At 66.0% G+C, this 15,458-nt stretch carries 12 protein-coding genes; 2 read left to right on the forward strand and 10 right to left on the reverse strand.

Going from position 1 to position 15,458, the window contains the following annotated elements:
• Positions 1–26 precede the first annotated feature (26 nt).
• Positions 27–662, forward strand: a complete 636-nt coding sequence (ung, locus tag OCUBac02_RS02725) for a uracil-DNA glycosylase (protein WP_244639077.1) — start codon at positions 27–29, stop codon at positions 660–662.
• 127 nt (positions 663–789) lie between these two features.
• On the opposite strand, the gene OCUBac02_RS02730 is transcribed toward ung, so the two are convergent.
• The 7 genes from OCUBac02_RS02730 to OCUBac02_RS02760 all read right to left on the reverse strand — a co-directional run bounded on the left by OCUBac02_RS02730 (position 790) and on the right by OCUBac02_RS02760 (position 9,789).
• A complete protein-coding gene (locus OCUBac02_RS02730) occupies positions 790–2,022 on the reverse strand; it encodes a phenylacetate--CoA ligase family protein (protein WP_173043357.1) in 1,233 nt (410 codons plus the stop codon).
• Positions 2,023–2,192: 170 nt separating this feature from the next.
• Entirely contained in the window at positions 2,193–3,038 is an 846-nt protein-coding gene (locus tag OCUBac02_RS02735) for an ABC transporter ATP-binding protein (protein ID WP_047574718.1), read from the reverse strand.
• Between the two features lie 187 nt (positions 3,039–3,225).
• A complete protein-coding gene (locus OCUBac02_RS02740) occupies positions 3,226–4,554 on the reverse strand; it encodes an ABC transporter substrate-binding protein (RefSeq protein WP_047574715.1) in 1,329 nt (442 codons plus the stop codon).
• Positions 4,555–4,658: 104 nt separating this feature from the next.
• On the reverse strand, positions 4,659–5,738 hold the full coding sequence (locus OCUBac02_RS02745; protein WP_173043358.1) for a branched-chain amino acid ABC transporter permease: 1,080 nt from the start codon (positions 5,736–5,738) through the stop codon (positions 4,659–4,661).
• A gap of 166 nt (positions 5,739–5,904) precedes the next feature.
• Positions 5,905–6,819: a branched-chain amino acid ABC transporter permease gene (locus tag OCUBac02_RS02750; protein ID WP_052232595.1), complete on the reverse strand. Its 915-nt coding sequence runs from the start codon at positions 6,817–6,819 to the stop codon at positions 5,905–5,907.
• Between the two features lie 172 nt (positions 6,820–6,991).
• Entirely contained in the window at positions 6,992–7,807 is an 816-nt protein-coding gene (locus tag OCUBac02_RS02755; protein WP_047581682.1) for an ABC transporter ATP-binding protein, read from the reverse strand.
• Positions 7,804–9,789 carry an AMP-dependent synthetase/ligase gene (locus tag OCUBac02_RS02760; RefSeq protein WP_211201004.1) on the reverse strand — a complete coding sequence of 662 codons (1,986 nt, stop codon included), beginning with the start codon at positions 9,787–9,789 and terminating at the stop codon, positions 7,804–7,806. Before OCUBac02_RS02760 ends, OCUBac02_RS02755 begins: the two co-directional genes overlap by 4 nt.
• 271 nt (positions 9,790–10,060) lie before the next feature.
• Here OCUBac02_RS02760 and OCUBac02_RS02765 point away from each other — a divergent pair, with 271 nt between their 5' ends.
• A complete protein-coding gene (locus OCUBac02_RS02765; RefSeq protein WP_173043359.1) occupies positions 10,061–10,459 on the forward strand; it encodes a VOC family protein in 399 nt (132 codons plus the stop codon).
• 234 nt (positions 10,460–10,693) lie between these two features.
• Here the strand turns inward: OCUBac02_RS02765 and OCUBac02_RS02770 are convergent, their stop codons facing one another.
• From OCUBac02_RS02770 to OCUBac02_RS02780, 3 genes are all read right to left on the reverse strand, one after another.
• On the reverse strand, positions 10,694–10,894 hold the full coding sequence (locus OCUBac02_RS02770; RefSeq protein ID WP_047581686.1) for a hypothetical protein: 201 nt from the start codon (positions 10,892–10,894) through the stop codon (positions 10,694–10,696).
• A 78-nt stretch (positions 10,895–10,972) separates the two neighbouring features.
• Positions 10,973–11,647: a Crp/Fnr family transcriptional regulator gene (locus tag OCUBac02_RS02775; RefSeq protein ID WP_047581688.1), complete on the reverse strand. Its 675-nt coding sequence runs from the start codon at positions 11,645–11,647 to the stop codon at positions 10,973–10,975.
• Between the two features lie 165 nt (positions 11,648–11,812).
• A complete protein-coding gene (locus tag OCUBac02_RS02780; RefSeq protein ID WP_173043360.1) occupies positions 11,813–15,367 on the reverse strand; it encodes an indolepyruvate ferredoxin oxidoreductase family protein in 3,555 nt (1,184 codons plus the stop codon).
• Positions 15,368–15,458 lie beyond the last annotated feature (91 nt).

Below are 15,458 nucleotides of genomic sequence, written 5' to 3' on the forward strand. Positions count from 1 at the left end.
GCGGGAACTCCAGAGGCTGGCGGGGCTTGCCGGCCTTCGCCGCGGGTGGGGGCGCCGCGCGCGCCTGCGCCGCCGTCGATGCCGAACGGGCTGCCGGACAGGTCGTGGCGCCGGCCCCGGAACGGGTCTTCGCCGCACTCGCACTGACGCCGCTCGATGCGGTCCGCGCCGTCATCCTGGGCCAGGACCCTTATCCGACGCCGGGCCATGCCAACGGGCTCGCCTTCTCCCATGTCGGTCCGCCGCCGCTGCCACGCTCGCTCGTCAATATCCACAAGGAGCTTGCCGCCGATCTGGGAGAGCCTGCGCCCGCGGACGGCGACCTGACCCGCTGGGCGAAGCAGGGCGTGCTGCTGCTCAACACCGCGCTGACGGTGCGGGAGGGGGCGAGCAAGGCCGGCTCGCATCTCTCGCTCGGTTGGGGTGCGGTGACCGACGCGGTGATCGCGGCGGTCTCGCGGGAGCGTCCGCATGTCGTCTTCCTGCTCTGGGGCGCTCCCGCGCAGACGAAGCGGCCTCTGATCGACGAGAGCCGGCATCTGGTGATCGCCAGCGCGCATCCTTCCCCCCTGTCGGCGCGGCGCGGCTTCTTCGGCTCGAAGCCGTTCAGCCGGGCGAATGCCTGGCTGGAGGCGCAGGGCGAGAAGCCGATCGTTTGGTGAAGGATACTGCCATCATGGTCGGACTTGTCCCGACCATCCAGGTCTTCACCGACGCAGGGTTGTGTTCAAGACGTGGATGCTCGCCACAAGGGCGAGCATGACGGCTCTGTCCCCATGGGACGGGATCTCACCCCACCGGGCGCTCATCGGCAATGACCTTTCCATCGTTCGGCAGCGCACCGAGCGGGAGGATTTCCACTATGCCCTTGAGCTTCGTCACCTGCTGCAGGGTGGAGGAGACCGCGTCGACGAGGCCGGCCGGTTCGGCATAGATCTCCGCCTTCAGGGTCATCGTGTCGGCCTCGTTGGCGCGGCCGACGACGAGGCGCAGTTTCGCGATCTCGACATGGCGCCTGGCGATCTCGGCAACCTGTTCGGGCCGCACGAACATGCCCTTGATCTTGGCGGTCTGGTCGGCGCGGCCCATCCAGCCCCTGATCCGGGTGTTGCTGCGCCCGCAGGCGCTCGCGCCCGGGAGCACGGCAGTGAGGTCGCCGACCGCAAGCCGAATTTGAGGGTGATGCGGGTCGAGATTAGTGATCACGACCTCGCCGACCTCGCCTTCGGGGACGGGGTCGCCGGTGCCAGGCCGGACGATCTCGACGATCAGGTTCTCATTCAGCACCATGCCTTCCCGGGCCGAAGTCTCATAGGCGATGACGCCGACATCGGCGGTGGCATAGAGCTGGTAGGCATCGATTCCGCGCTCACGGACCCAGGCCTGGAGCGAGGGCGGAAAGGCGGCGCCGGAGACGACCGCGCGCCTGATCGAAGAGATGTCGACGCCGCGCGTCTCGGCCGCCTCGATCAGGATCTTCAGGAAATCGGGGGTGCCGGCGTAGGCATTGGGGCGATAGGCCGAAATCACCTCCAATTGCTGCTCGGTATTGCCCGGGCCGGCCGGGATCACGGCGCAGTTCAGCGCGCGGGCAGCCGAGTCCATGATGAAGCCGCCCGGCGTCAGGTGATAGCTCAGCGTATTCAGGACGATGTCGCCCGGGCGGAAGCCGGCGGCGTAGAGGCCGCGCGCCGCGCCCCAGGCATCGGTCGCGGTGCCCTCGGGCTCGAAGATCGGGCCGGGCGAGGTGAAGAGCCGGCCGAAGGAGCCGGGCGCTTCCGGGACGAAGCCGCCGAAGGGCAGGGCCGCCTTCTGGAGGGCGGGAAGCTCCGCCTTGCGCAGGATCGGCAAGGTTGCCAGCGCCTTGCGATCGGCGATTTTGGCGGCGTCGATGCCGGCGAGCCGCTCGGCATAGGCCGGGGCCTTCAGGGCGGCGGCCAGAACCGCCGGCAGGCGGGCGAAGAGATCGGCCTCGCGCGCGGCAGGCGAGCGGGTTTCGAGCGCGTCATGGTGCTCTGTCATCAAAGAAGTCCTCAGGTCACCTGGAAACCGGCGTGGTCATCCCGGACGAAGCGGAGCGCAGAACCGGGATCCATGCCTGAACTCTTATCGGCCATGCTCCGGCATGGATCCCGGACCGGCACGGCTTCGCCGCTCGTCCGGGATGGCACGGCCAAGGGAAACGCCTCCTGCTACGACAGCCAGCGCTTGCGGCGCTTGTAGCTCTTCACCTCGCGGAAGGACTTCTTGTTGCCCTCGGCGACGCCCAGGTAGAATTCCTTCACGTCCTCGTTCTCGCGCAGCATCTTCGCTTCGCCGTCCATGACGACGCGGCCGGTCTCCATGATGTAGCCGTAGGTGGCGTAGCGCAGCGCCATGTTGGTGTTCTGCTCGGCGACGAGGAAGGAGACGCCCTCGTCGGCATTGAGCTGGCGGACGATCTCGAAGATCTCCTCGACGATCTGCGGGGCGAGGCCCATCGACGGCTCGTCCAGAAGGATCATCTTGGGGTTCGACATCATCGCCCGGCCGATGGCGCACATCTGCTGCTCGCCGCCGGAGGTGTAGCCGGCCTGCGATGTGCGCCGCTGCTTCAGGCGTGGGAACAGGGTGTAGATCTTCTCGAGGTCGCGCTTGATCGCGGCATTGCCGTCGCGGCGGGTGAAGGCACCGGTCAGCAGGTTCTCTTCGATCGAAAGATGACCGAAGCAGTGCCGGCCTTCCATGACCTGGATGCAGCCGCGCCGGACCAGCTCGTTCGGGGACATCTTGTCCACGCGCTCGCCGTCGAAGACGATCGAGCCCTTGGTGACCTCGCCGCGCTCGGCCTTGAGCAGGTTGGAGATCGCCTTCAGCGTCGTGGTCTTGCCGGCGCCGTTGGCGCCGAGGATCGCGACGATGCCCTGGCGCGGCACGGTGAGCGAGACGCCCTTCAGCACCAGCACGACATGGTCGTAGATGACCTCGATATTGTTGAGCGACAGGATGGTGTCGCTCGCCGTCGCGGCGGCCTGTTTTTCGAGGGTGGCGGTCGACATCGCGGCTCCTCTCCTTCTCCCCCTGCGGAAGAAGGTGGCGCGCAGCGCCGGATGAGGGGTCGCGCTGCGCGTCAGGATTTTCGGGAGAGCCGCAAACGCCAACGGCGACGCGACCCCTCATCCGTCTCGGCTTCGCCGAGCCACCTTCTCCCGCAGGGGGAGAAGGGAGCCGCGGCGCCTCGTCAGATCAGGACGACTTCTCGCAGGCTTCGGTGCGCTTCGGCCAGTTGCCGGCCTTCTCGACATAGTCCTTGGCGTTGGCCTCGATCAGCGGCCGGACTTCGTCCTTCATCGGCTCGATCCAGTCGCCCTTCTGCGTCCACTTGGTCCCGTCCCATTCGGCGACATAGGCCTTGTGGTGCCCGGAGTGGTCGGTGCAGCTGATCTTCACCGGCGAGGCGAAGCCCGCCATGCCGATCTCCTTCAGCCGGGCCTCGTCGATATTGAGGCTTTCGAGGCCGCGGCGCATGTCCTCGGAGGTGACGACCTTCTTGCCGGTCAGCTTCTGGGCATTGCGGATGGCCTCGACGACGAGCATCGAGTTGTAGACGCCGCGGTTGTAGAGGTTCTCGCCGACCTTTTCCTTCGGCGTCGTGCTCTTACCCTTGTCCACGACATGCTTGATGATGTCCTGGATCACCGGGAAGTTCTGGCCCGCGGCATTGAAGTTGAGCGAGCGGTAGCCCTTGGCTTCGGCGCCGCCGGCGCGGGCATCGTCGTCGCCGCCGGCCCACCAGACGCCGACCAGCTTGCCGATCGGGAAGTTGTTCTTGATCGCCTCCTTGACCGCGGTCGGGTTCATCGCGCCCCAGCCCTGGTTGTAGAGGAAATCGGGCCGGTCGCGCCGGATCGAAAGCCAGAGCGAGCCCTGGTTCTGCATGTCGGCCGCGGCCACCGGATAGAGCTTCAGCTCGAAGCCGTATTTCTTGGCGAGGCTTTCGAGAACCGGGATCGGCTCCTTGCCGAAGGGCGCGTCGAGATGGATCAGGCCGAGCTTCTTGCCCTTGAGCTTGTCCAGGCCGCCGAGCTCGGCCGCCATGTGCTTCACCATCAGCGAGGCGCCGTCCCAATAGGTCAGCGGCGGGATGAATACCCAGGGGAAGTTCGTGCCGTCGGCCGAGGAGGACAGGCCGTAGGCCATCGACAGGATCGGGATCTTGTCGACATGGGCGCGCGGGATCGCGGCGAGCGTAGCGCCGGTCGACCATGGCGAGTAGACGATGGTGTTCTTCGACTTGGCCTGCTCGTAGCACTCGATCGACTTCTTGGTGTCGTAGCCGGTCTCGCATTCCTCGTAGACGATCTTGACGCCGTTCACGCCGCCGTCGCGCTCGTTGATCATCGCGATATAGTCGCGCATGCCGTCGCCGATCGGGATGCCCGAGCCCGAAAACGGGCCGGTGCGATAGGCGTTGTTGGCGAAATAGATGCTGTCCTGCGCCATGGCCGAGCCGAGCGCGCCGGCGGTGAACAGGGCTCCGAGTGCTGCACCCTTCAACAGATTGCTGGTCTTCATGGACTTCCTCCGTTCGTTTCCTCCCGACCAGACTTGTGTCGGATCGGTCTTTCTGCGCCGGCGCTTCATTGTCGCCGGTCGTTTCTTGGGTCCGTCCCCCAGCCTCAGTAAGGGAAGGGCCACGTCCGCAATTTCTGCTTCCCGATCTGCCAGAGCCTGGCGAGCCCATGCGGCTCGACGATCAGGAAGGTGATGATCAGCCCGCCGACCAGCATGAAGGTGACGTGCTCCGCGGCGGCGCCCTGGATGGGGATGCCCAGCGCCGGCAGGCCGAATTTCAGCGCGGTCGGCAAGATCGAGAGGAAGGCCGCGCCGAAGAAGGAGCCGATGAGCGAGCCGAGGCCGCCGATGATGACCATGAACAGGATGTTGAAGGAGAGGCGGATCGAGAACACGTCCGCCGCCTCGCCGCCGCCATACCAGAGGAAGATCATCATCGCGCCGGCGACGCCGCAGAAATAGGAGGAGACGGCGAAGGCGGCGAGCTTGGCGTTGAGCAGCTTGATGCCCATCAGCTCGGCGGCGATGTCCATGTCGCGCACCGCCATCCAGGAGCGGCCGAGCTTGCCGTGGACGATGTTGGAGGCGAACCAGGTCAGCACGACGACGAGGCCCAGGCAGACGAAATAGCGCGTCTCCGGCGTCGCCGCCGCACCCGTCAGCGGGATGTCGAAAAGCGTCCGCTGCGGCACCTCGATCGCGCCCGAGGCGTTGTAGTTGAACAGCCAGGGCACGCGCACGAAGGCCCATTGCAGGAAGAACTGCGCGGCGAGCGTCGCGACGGCGAGGTAGAAGCCCTTGATGCGCAGCGAGGGCAGGCCGAAGAGCACGCCGACCCCTGCCGAGAACAGGCCCGAGACCAGGATCAGGACGATGATGTTCACGTCCGGGAAAAGGGTGGTGAGCTTGTAGCAGCTATAGGCGCCGACGCCCATGAAGGCGGCGGTGCCGAGCGAGATCAGCCCGGTATAGCCGGTGAGGATGTTGAGCCCGATCGCCGCCAGCGAGAAGATCAGGAACGGGATCATCACCGAGGCGATGAAGAAGTCGCTGCCCAGGAAGGGGATCGCGACAAGGGCGACGCCTAGGATGACGGCGATGCCGATCCGGTCCTCCTTGAGGGGGAAGACCGCCATGTCGCTGGCATAGCTGGATTTGTATTGGCCGGCCTCGCGGTAGAGCATGGTTACACCGTCATTCCGGGGCGACGCGAAGCGTCGAGCCTGGAATCCATGAACATTGTCGGTTGCGAGGAGGCCGCGCCCTTGCCGGCACCACCTGCGGTTCTGGGTTCCGGGCCCAGGCCTGCGGCCTGCCCCGGAATGACGGAGAGGTTCGTCCGCGAAAGCATCAGATCCTCTCGATGATCTTGTCGCCGAACAGGCCCTGCGGCCGGAACAGCAGGAAGCCCAGGGCGATGAAATAGGCGAGCCAGCTCTCGATGCCGCCGCCGATCAGCGGGCCCCAGTAGAACTCGCCGAGCTTCTCGCCGATGCCGATGATCAGGCCGCCGACGATCGCGCCGGGGATCGAGGTGAAGCCGCCGAGGATCAGCACCGGCAGGGCCTTGAGCGCGACGATCTCCAGCGCGAAGGAGACGTCCGAGCGGGCGCCCCACATGATGCCGGTGATCAGCGCGACGATGCCGGCGGTGAACCAGACGATGACCCAGATCTGGTTCAGCGAGATGCCGACCGAGAGCGCCGCCTTGTGGCTGTCGGCGACGGCGCGCAGCGCGCGGCCGATGCGGGTGTACTGGAAGAAGACGGCGAGCGCGGCGATCATCAGCGAGGCGATAACGGCCGCCGCGATGTCGATTTTCTGAAGGGAGACGAAGCCGCCGAGGATCTTCAGGTCGACCGAGCCACGCGGCAGGTAGAGCTCGTCGGTGATCATCTGCTTGGGATTGCCGCCGAAGAGCGATTCACCGAAGCCGATCAGGAAATAGGTGATGCCGAAGGTCGCCATGAACAGGATGATGTCGGGCTGGTTGACCAACGGCCGCAGCACCACCCGCTCGATCGTGACGGCGAGCGCGAACATCACGCCGAGCGTCAGGATGACGGCGAGGAAGGCCGGCACCCCCAGTTCATGGAGCCCGACCAGCGTCAAACCGGCGAACACCACCATGATGCCCTGGGCGAAGTTGAAGACGCCGGAAGCCTTGAAGATCAGCACGAAGCCGAGCGCGATCAGCGCATAGAGCACGCCGGAGACGAGCCCCTCCCAGACGGTCTGCACCAGCAGGTCCGGCGCCTGGACCATCTGCTGGAACGGGTCGACGAAGATCGCGTAGAGCGTGTTGGTGGGGTCGAGCCGGACGCCGATCGCGAGCGCGGCGATGACGGCGGCGACGATCAAGCCGGCCTTGATCAGTGGATTGGCGAGGAGGTTCGGGGTGGGGCGGGTGGCGATGTCGCTCATGTCTCCACGCTCCTCAATGCGCCACGCCGAGATAGGCGTCGATGACCTTCTGGTTTGCCTTGACCTCGTCAGGCGTGCCGTCGGCGATCTTGCGGCCGTATTCGAGCACGACGACGCGGTCGGACAGGTCCATCACGACCCCCATGTCGTGCTCGATCAGGGCGATCGTCGTGCCGAACTGGTTGTTCACGTCGAGGATGAAGCGGCACATGTCCTCCTTCTCCTCGAGATTCATGCCGGCCATCGGCTCGTCGAGCAGCAGGAGCTCCGGCTCCATGGCGAGGGCGCGGCCGAGCTCGACGCGCTTCTGCAGGCCATAGGGCAATTTGCCGACCGGCAATTTGCGGATGTGCTCGATCTGCAGGAAGTCGATGATGTCCTCGACGACGCGGCGATGCGCGATCTCCTCCTGCATCGCCGGGCCATGGCGCAGGGCCTGCCAGAAGAAGCCCTTCTTCATCTTGAGCGTGCGGCCGGTCATGATGTTGTCGAGCGTCGACATGCCCTTAAACAGCGCGACGTTCTGGAAGGTGCGGGCGATGCCGCCCGCCGCCGCGCGATGCGGACGCATCTTGGCGCGGCGCTCGCCCTTGAAGACAATCTGGCCTTCCTGCGGCTGGTAGAAGCCGTTGATGCAGTTCAGCATCGAGGTCTTGCCGGCGCCGTTCGGCCCGATGATGGCGCGAATCTCGCCCTTGCGGATATCGAAGGAGACATCGGTGATCGCCTTCACGCCGCCGAAGCGCAGCGAGATGTTCTCGACCGAGAGCAGGACCTCGCCCTTGGCGCGGATCGGGGTGCCGGTCACGGTGATCGGTTCCGCATTCATGCCGCCTTCGCCGCGGACGGCGCCTCCTGGCCGGCGACGGGATAGAGCTTGGCGTCGCGCACCTTGACGCGGGCCGCGATCACGCCCTTGCGGCCGTCCTCGAAGGTGACTTCGGTCGAGATATCGGCGGCGTCCGAGCCGTCATAGAGCGCCGCGACCAGCGGGGCGTAGCGCTCGGCGATGAAGCCGCGGCGGACCTTCTGGGTACGGGTGAGCTCACCGTCGTCGGCGTCGAGCTCCTTGTGCAGGATCAGGAAGCGCTTGATCTGCGCGCCGCCCATCATCGGCTCGGAGGCCAGCGAGCGGTTCACCTCGTCGACATGCTTGGCGATCATGTCATAGACGAGGTCGTGGCCGGCGAGCTCCTGATAGGAGGCGTAGACCACGTTGTTGCGCTCGGCCCAGTTGCCGACGGCGATCAGGTCGATGTTCAACGCGACGGTCGCGTAGTCGCGGCCCTGGCCGAAGGCGACGGCCTCCTTGATGTTCGGATAGAATTTCAGCTTGTTCTCGATGTATTTCGGCGGGAACAGCTCGCCATTGGCGAGCTTGCCGACATCCTTGGCGCGGTCGATGATCTTGAGATGGCCGCCATCGTCGAAGAAGCCGGCATCGCCGGAGCGGACATAGCCATCGGCCGTCATCGTCTCGGCGGTCTTGTCCGGGTCCTTGTAGTAGCCGCCGAAGATCGAGGGTGAGCGGTAGAGCACCTCGCCATTGTCGTCGATACGGATCTCGACCATCGGCGCCGGCTTGCCGACCGTGTCGGCCTTGATCTCTCCGTTCGGCTGCATGGTGATGTAGACCCCGGCCTCGGTCTGGCCGTAGAGCTGCTTCAGGTTGACGCCGATCGAGCGGTAGAAGCGGAAAAGCTCGGGGCCGATCGCCTCGCCCGCGGTATAGCCGACCTTGATATTGGTCAGGCCGAAGCGGTTGCGCAGGGGGCCGTAGACCAGCCAATCGCCGAGCTTGTAGAGCAGGCGCCCCTTCAGCGGCACGCTCTCGCCGTTCAGGATCTGCTCGCCATAGCGCTTCGCGACGTCGAGGAAGTAGTGGAACATCTTCCGCTTGAGCGCGCCGGCATCCTCCATGCGCACCATGGTCACGGTCAGCATGTTCTCGAAGACGCGCGGCGGGGCGAAGGCGTAGGTCGTGCCGACCTCGCGGCGGTCGTCGATCACCGTGTCCGGGCTTTCCGGGCAGTTGACGCAGAAGCCGGCGAGCATCGCCTGCGCATAGGAGAAGACGTGGTCGCCGACCCAGGCGATCGGCAGATAGGCAATGACCTCGTCGGTCTCGTTGAGCCCATCGAAGCCGCAGCCGATCTCGGCAGCGATCAGCACGTTGTAATGGCTGAGCATCACGCCCTTGGGCCGCCCGGTCGTACCGGAGGTGTAGAGGATGATGCCGAGATCGGAGCCCTGGCCCTGCTCCATCTCGCGGGCGAGCGCCGCTTCTGCCTGCGGGTCCTTCAGCGCCTTGGCGCCGTCAGCGATCACCGTCTCGATGGCGTGGAGCTTGCTGTGGTCGTAGTCGCGCAGGCCGCGGGGCTCGTCATAGAGCATGTGCCGGAGATGGGGCAGGCGATCGGCGATCGAGAGCAGCTTGTCGACCTGCTCCTGGTCCTGCACCACGGCAAAGACCGCCTCGGCATGGTCGAGGACATAGGCCATCTCCTCGGCGACGCCATCGGCATAGACCGGGACCGGAATCGCGCCGATCCATTGCGCCGCGCACATCGACCAATAGAGCCGCGGCCGATTCTGGCCGATGATCGCGACTTTCTCGCCGCGCTTCAGGCCGAGATCCGACAGGCCCTTGGCGAAGTTGCGGACGTGCTCCGCGACCTCGGCCCAGTTCCAGGACTGCCAGATGCCGAGATCCTTGTGGCGGAAGGCGACGCGCGAGGCGCGCTCCCGTGCATTGCGCAACAGCAATTTCGGAAAGGTATCCGCCTGGCCGGCGGTGCCGCTTGCCACGATTGCGTTCTCCCTGTCGAGCCGCCATGCGTCGTGGCGACTTCCGCGGGCCGGTTTCCGGCCTCGTTCTCATGCAAGACTTGCAGGCGGCCATCATCCTTGCAAGGACCCGCTTGACAGACAATTCGCCTTTTGGTGACTATTGTCCCGCCGAGGTTTGCTTATCACGCAGTTGTGTTGCGCGTCTTCGCTGCTTCGACCCTGATTTTCCTCACGAATTCGGCAGATCGAATCGGCGGGCGGAACCGTGCCCGCGGCGGTGACGGACCGACTCATGCTTCATCATCTGTCTTTCGGCGTTGCCGATATCGAGCGGGCCTGCGCCTTCTACGACGCGGTTCTGGCGCCGCTGGGCTATGTCAGGGCCTGGCAGGATCTGCGGCCGGGCGAAGCAGGGCAGGCGGTCGGCTATGGTGTGCCGGGTGGAGGCGACAAGCTCGCGCTGAAGCACAGGCCGCAGGGGCAGAGGCCGCCGGGGCCAGGCTTCCATCTTGCGTTCGCCGCGCCGGATCGGACGGCGGTCGATCGCTTCCATGAAGCGGCGCTCCGGCACGGCGGGCGCGACAATGGCGCGCCGGGCCTGCGTGCGCATTACGGGCCGCATTACTACGCGGCCTTCGTGATCGATCCCGATGGCCATGCGATCGACGCGGTGTTCAACGCGCCGGTTTAGCGGTTCTTCGGAAGTGCTCGGGAACCACGAGGGTCATCCCGGCATGACCCGGGATCCATGCCGGAGCGCTGCCGACAAACGTTCAGGCATGGATCCCTGATCTTCGCTTCGCTGCGTCCGGCATGACCCGCGCTTTTGTGAAACGTGGATGTTCCTGGACTGAGGTTCAACAAACAGCCCGCAATCCTCGGAAGATGGCGGGACACTCATGATATGTTCGAAGCGCAGGAACGCTTAGAGCTGGCGTCGTCGTCCCGTGCGAGGATCGATCTCCGGCCGTCTGTGCCTGTCGCCGCGAATCTTCGCAGGCTGGCAGGCATGGAAGGGATCGAGCCAGTTGCCCCACAGGCGCCGGGCAATATCGGACTGCGCGGCGGCGTATTCGATCATCTGGTCGTTGACCCGTTTCGTGACGAGGTCGAGGAGGCCAAGCATGGCGGCGGTTCCTTTCTCAGCCAGGGCTGTTCGGGAGAAGGAACGCCCGAAACGCGATTTGGTGCCGCCGCCGGCTCTTCACCCTTCGTAGCGGGCGAGCCGGTCGAGGTCGCGGATGGTGACGCTGCCATGGCCGAGCTCGATCAGGCCGAGATCGGCGAGCTTCGCCAGCCCCTGGTTGGCCATCTGCCGCGAGATGCCGGCGAGCATGCCGAGCTCCTCCTGCGAGATCGCCAGCGTGCGGCCGAGATCGGGATAGAGGATCGGGTTAAACAGCCAGGCGAGGTTGCGGGCCAGCCGCCCGGTGGAATCGAGCGTGCGCTCGGTCTCGGCCAGCGAGATGAACTGGGCGAGGCGCTCGTTGAACTGATGGACGAGGAAGCGGTTGAACGCGGCCGAATGCTCGAACAGCCAGAGGAAGGTCGAGCGCCGCATCAGGGCGAGCCGGGTCTCGCGCAAAGCCACCAGCTCGTAGCGCCGCGGCTCGGCCTTGATGACGGTACCCTCGCCGAACCAGGCGCCGGAGCGCATGCCGGCGAGCGTCGCGGATTTGCCGGTCTTCGAGGTCGTCGCCATCTTGACCAGCCCGTCGGCGACGCCGGTCCAGGATTCCAGCCGGTCGCCGACATGGCAGATCGAGGCGCCCTTGCCGTAGCTCTTGAACGAGATGCCGCGCCGCGCCTCCTCGAACTCGGCCTCCGACAGATCACGGGACCAGGAGGCGATGGCGCGCAGTTCCTCGGAGGTGATCAAGATGGCGGTTATCCGGGTTGGCGGGGCAAGCTTCGGGGGCGTGGCGTCATTCTCGGGCGAAGCGGAGCGTAGACCCGAGAATCTCCTTCAGGAAGAGGCTCCGGAGCCTTCTTGTCACGAGATGCTCGGGTCAAGCCCGAGCATGACGACCCGGAGCGCTGCCGGCTATTCCGCAGCCTGCGGCAAGGCAGCGGCCGAGCCACCCTCACGCAATTGCGCCAGCAGCGTCGCCTCCTCGGCCTTCGCCGCCTTGAGATGCCGTTCCTTCACATGGCCGAAGCCGCGGATCTTTTCAGGCATCGCAGTCAGCGCCACGCAGAGCGCGTGGTTCTCCGGCGTAAGACGGGTCAGCAACTCGTTCAACAGAGCCTCGTAATCGGCAATCAGCCGGCGCTCGGTCCGGCGCTCCTGCGTATAGCCGAAAAGGTCGAAGGCGGTGCCGCGCAGGCCCTTGAGCTTCGCCAGCACCGAGAAGGCACCCATCATCCAAGGGCCGAAACTCATCTTGCGCGGCAGGCCGGTATTGGGATCGCGCCGCGCCAACAGCGGCGGGGCGAGGTGGAACTCGTAACGCAACGGCTTGCCTTCGCTTTCCGCCTCGAAGGTCGCGGCGACCTGCCTGCGGAAGGCGCCGTCACTGTAGAGCCGGGCGACCTCGTACTCGTCCTTGTAGGCCATCAGCTTGAAGAGATTGCGCGCGACGGCCTCGCTCAGCGAGGTCTGACTCGGCATCACCGCCGCCTCGCGCGTCTGCACGCGGGCGACGAGATGGCGATAGCGCGCGCCATAGGCCGCATTCTGATAGGTGGTGAGGAAGGCGACGCGACGCTCGATGATTTCTTCGAGCGTCTGCGAGAGCTGGCGGGCCGGGGTCGCCGCCTTGCTTTGCGAGAGCAGGCCGACGAGCGCCTGAGGGTCATGCGCAGCGCGGCGGCCGAGCTCGAAGGCCTGCCTGTTCATGGCGACGGCCTCGCCATTCAGCTCGATCGCCTTGAGCAGCGCCTCGCGGGACAACGGGACGGTGCCGAGCTGCCAGGCATGGCCGAGCATGAACATGTTGGCGGCGATGGCATTGCCGAGGAAGGCGACGGCGGCCGCGGTGGCATCGATGAAATGCGTCTGCTCGCGGCCAGCCGCCGAGAGGATCGCGCGCTTCAGCCGCTCGGTCGGCAGCGAGAAGTCGGCATTGCGGGTGAAATCGCCTGGCAGGCTCTCGGCCGTGTTGACGATGACGGCGGCGCGTTCGGGCCGGATCGCGCCGAGCACCTTCTTCGAGCCGGTGACGGTCAAGTCGCAGCCGAGCACGAGATCGGCCTGTCCGGCGGTGACGCGGATGGCGTGGATGTCGTCGGGATGCGGCGCGAGCTTCACATGGCTGAAGACGGCGCCGCCCTTCTGGGCGAGGCCGGCCATGTCGATCATGCCGCAGCCCTTGCCTTCGAGGTGCGCGGCCATGCCGAGAATGGCGCCGATGGTGACGACGCCGGTACCGCCGACGCCGGTGACGATCACCGCGAAGCTGCGGTCGAGCGCCGGCACGGCCGGCTCGGGCAAGTCACCTTCGCCGAGTGCCGAGGCGTCGAGCCGGAGCGGATCGGCCTTCTTCGGCTTCGCGCCGTGAACCGTGACGAAGGACGGGCAGAAGCCCTTCACGCAGGAAAAGTCCTTGTTGCAGTTCGACTGGTCGATCTGGCGCTTGCGGCCGAATTCGGTTTCCAGCGGCTGCACCGAGACGCAGTTCGACTGCACGCCGCAATCGCCGCATCCCTCGCAGACCAGTTCGTTGACGATGACGCGCTTGTCGGGATCGGGATAGGCGCCGCGCTTGCGTCGGCGACGCTTCTCGGTGGCGCAGGTCTGGTCGTAGAGAAGGAGCGAGACGCCGGACGTCCCGGCCAATTCGCGCTGGACGGCGTCAAGCTCGTCGCGATGGTGCAGCGTCGTGCCGGCCGGCCATTGCGTGCCCGGCGGATATTTGCCGGGGTCGTCGCTGACCACGGCGATGCGCTGCACGCCCTCGGCCGCGACCTGCCTTGCCATCTGGTCGGGCGAAAGATGGCCCTCGGCCTGCTGGCCGCCGGTCATCGCGACGGCGTCGTTGTAGAGCAGCTTGTAGGTGAGGGTGACGCCGCTCGCGACGGCCCAGCGGATCGCGAGCGAGCCGGAATGGGTATAGGTGCCGTCGCCAAGATTCTGGAAGACATGGCCGCGCTTCGAAAAGGGTGCCTCGCCGACCCAGTTCGCGCCTTCGCCGCCCATCTGGGTGAAGCCGGCGGTATCGCGGTCCATCCACTGCACCATGTAATGGCAGCCGATGCCGGCATAGGCGAGCGAGCCCTCGGGCACCACGGTCGAGGAATTATGCGGGCAGCCCGAACAGAAATAGGGCGTGCGCCTGGCGATCTCCTGCGCCTCGGCCAGCCGCCCTTGCGCCGCGGCGATCTCCTCCAGCCGGGTGCGGAGCTCAGGCTCGTCTCGGTATTGCAGCAGGCGCGAGCCCAGCGCGATCGCGATATCGTTGGGGTCGAGCGCGCCATGGACGGGGAAGAGCCAGTCGCCGCTCTCGTCCTTCTTGCCGATCACCATCGGCTGGTGTCGAGCGCCGTAAAGCTCCTCGCGAACCTGGACCTCGATCAGCGAGCGCTTCTCCTCGACAACCATGATCAGGTCGAGGCCTTCGGCGAAGGCTTTCAGCTCGGCTGGATCGATTGGCCAGGGGCAGGCGAGCTTGAACAGGCGGATGCCGAGATCATTGGCGCGGACCTCGTCGATGCCGAGATCGGCCAGCGCCTGCTGCACGTCGAGATAGGACTTGCCGACGGTCGCGATGCCGATGCGCGGCGTCCTGCCGCCATGGGTGACGATGCGGTTCAATTTGTTGGCGCGCAGATAGGCCAGCATCGCATCGCGCTTGTAGAGATGCATCCGGCGTTCCTGCTCGACGAAATCGAGCTCGCGGCGGATGGCGAGGCCGCCGGGCGGCGGGATATAATCCGTCGGCGTGACGATGTTGACGCGATCGAGCGAGCCGTCGACGGAGGCCGTCGATTCGATGTTGTCCTTGACGCATTTGATGCCGACCCAGACCGAGGCGAAGCGTGAGAGCGCGATGCCGTGCAGCCCGTAATCGATGATCTCCTGTACGCCGGCCGGGTTGAGGATCGGCATCATCCGGTCGACCAGCACGAATTCGGTCTGGTGCGCGTTGGTCGAGGATTCCGCCGTGTGGTCGTCGCCCATCAGGCAGATCACGCCGCCCCTGGGGTCGGTGCCGGCCATGTTGCCGTGGCGGAAGACGTCGCCGGAGCGGTCGACGCCCGGCCCTTTGCCGTACCAGAGGGCGAAGACGCCATCGTGCTTGCCTTCGCCGCTGAGCCCCGCCTGCTGCGTACCCCAGATCGCGGTCGCGGCAAGATCCTCGTTCAAGCCCGGCTGGAAGACGATGTTGGCGGCCTTGAGGGGCTTCGCGGCCCGCATCAATTGCTGGTCGAGCCCGCCGAGCGGGGAGCCGCGATAGCCGGAGACGAAGCCGGCTGTGTCGAGCCCGGCCTGCCGATCGCGCTCGCGCTGCATCAGCAGCATGCGGGCGACAGCCTGCGTGCCGGTGAGGAAAACCTCGCGTTTGTCGAGATCGTATTTGTCGTCGAGCGCGACTTCGCGAAGCGCATTCTGGTGCAGCGCTCCCGCCTCGGTGCCGGATTTCCGTGGTGTCTCGGCCATGTTCGGCCTCCCGGATCGTCGTTTCCCGCCGACGGGCCGGTGGTCCCGGCCTCGTGTTTCGCCGTCTCTGCGGCGAATATGTCAGTAAGGC

Source organism: Bosea sp. ANAM02 (assembly GCF_011764485.1).
Classification (GTDB): Bacteria; Pseudomonadota; Alphaproteobacteria; order Rhizobiales; family Beijerinckiaceae; genus Allobosea.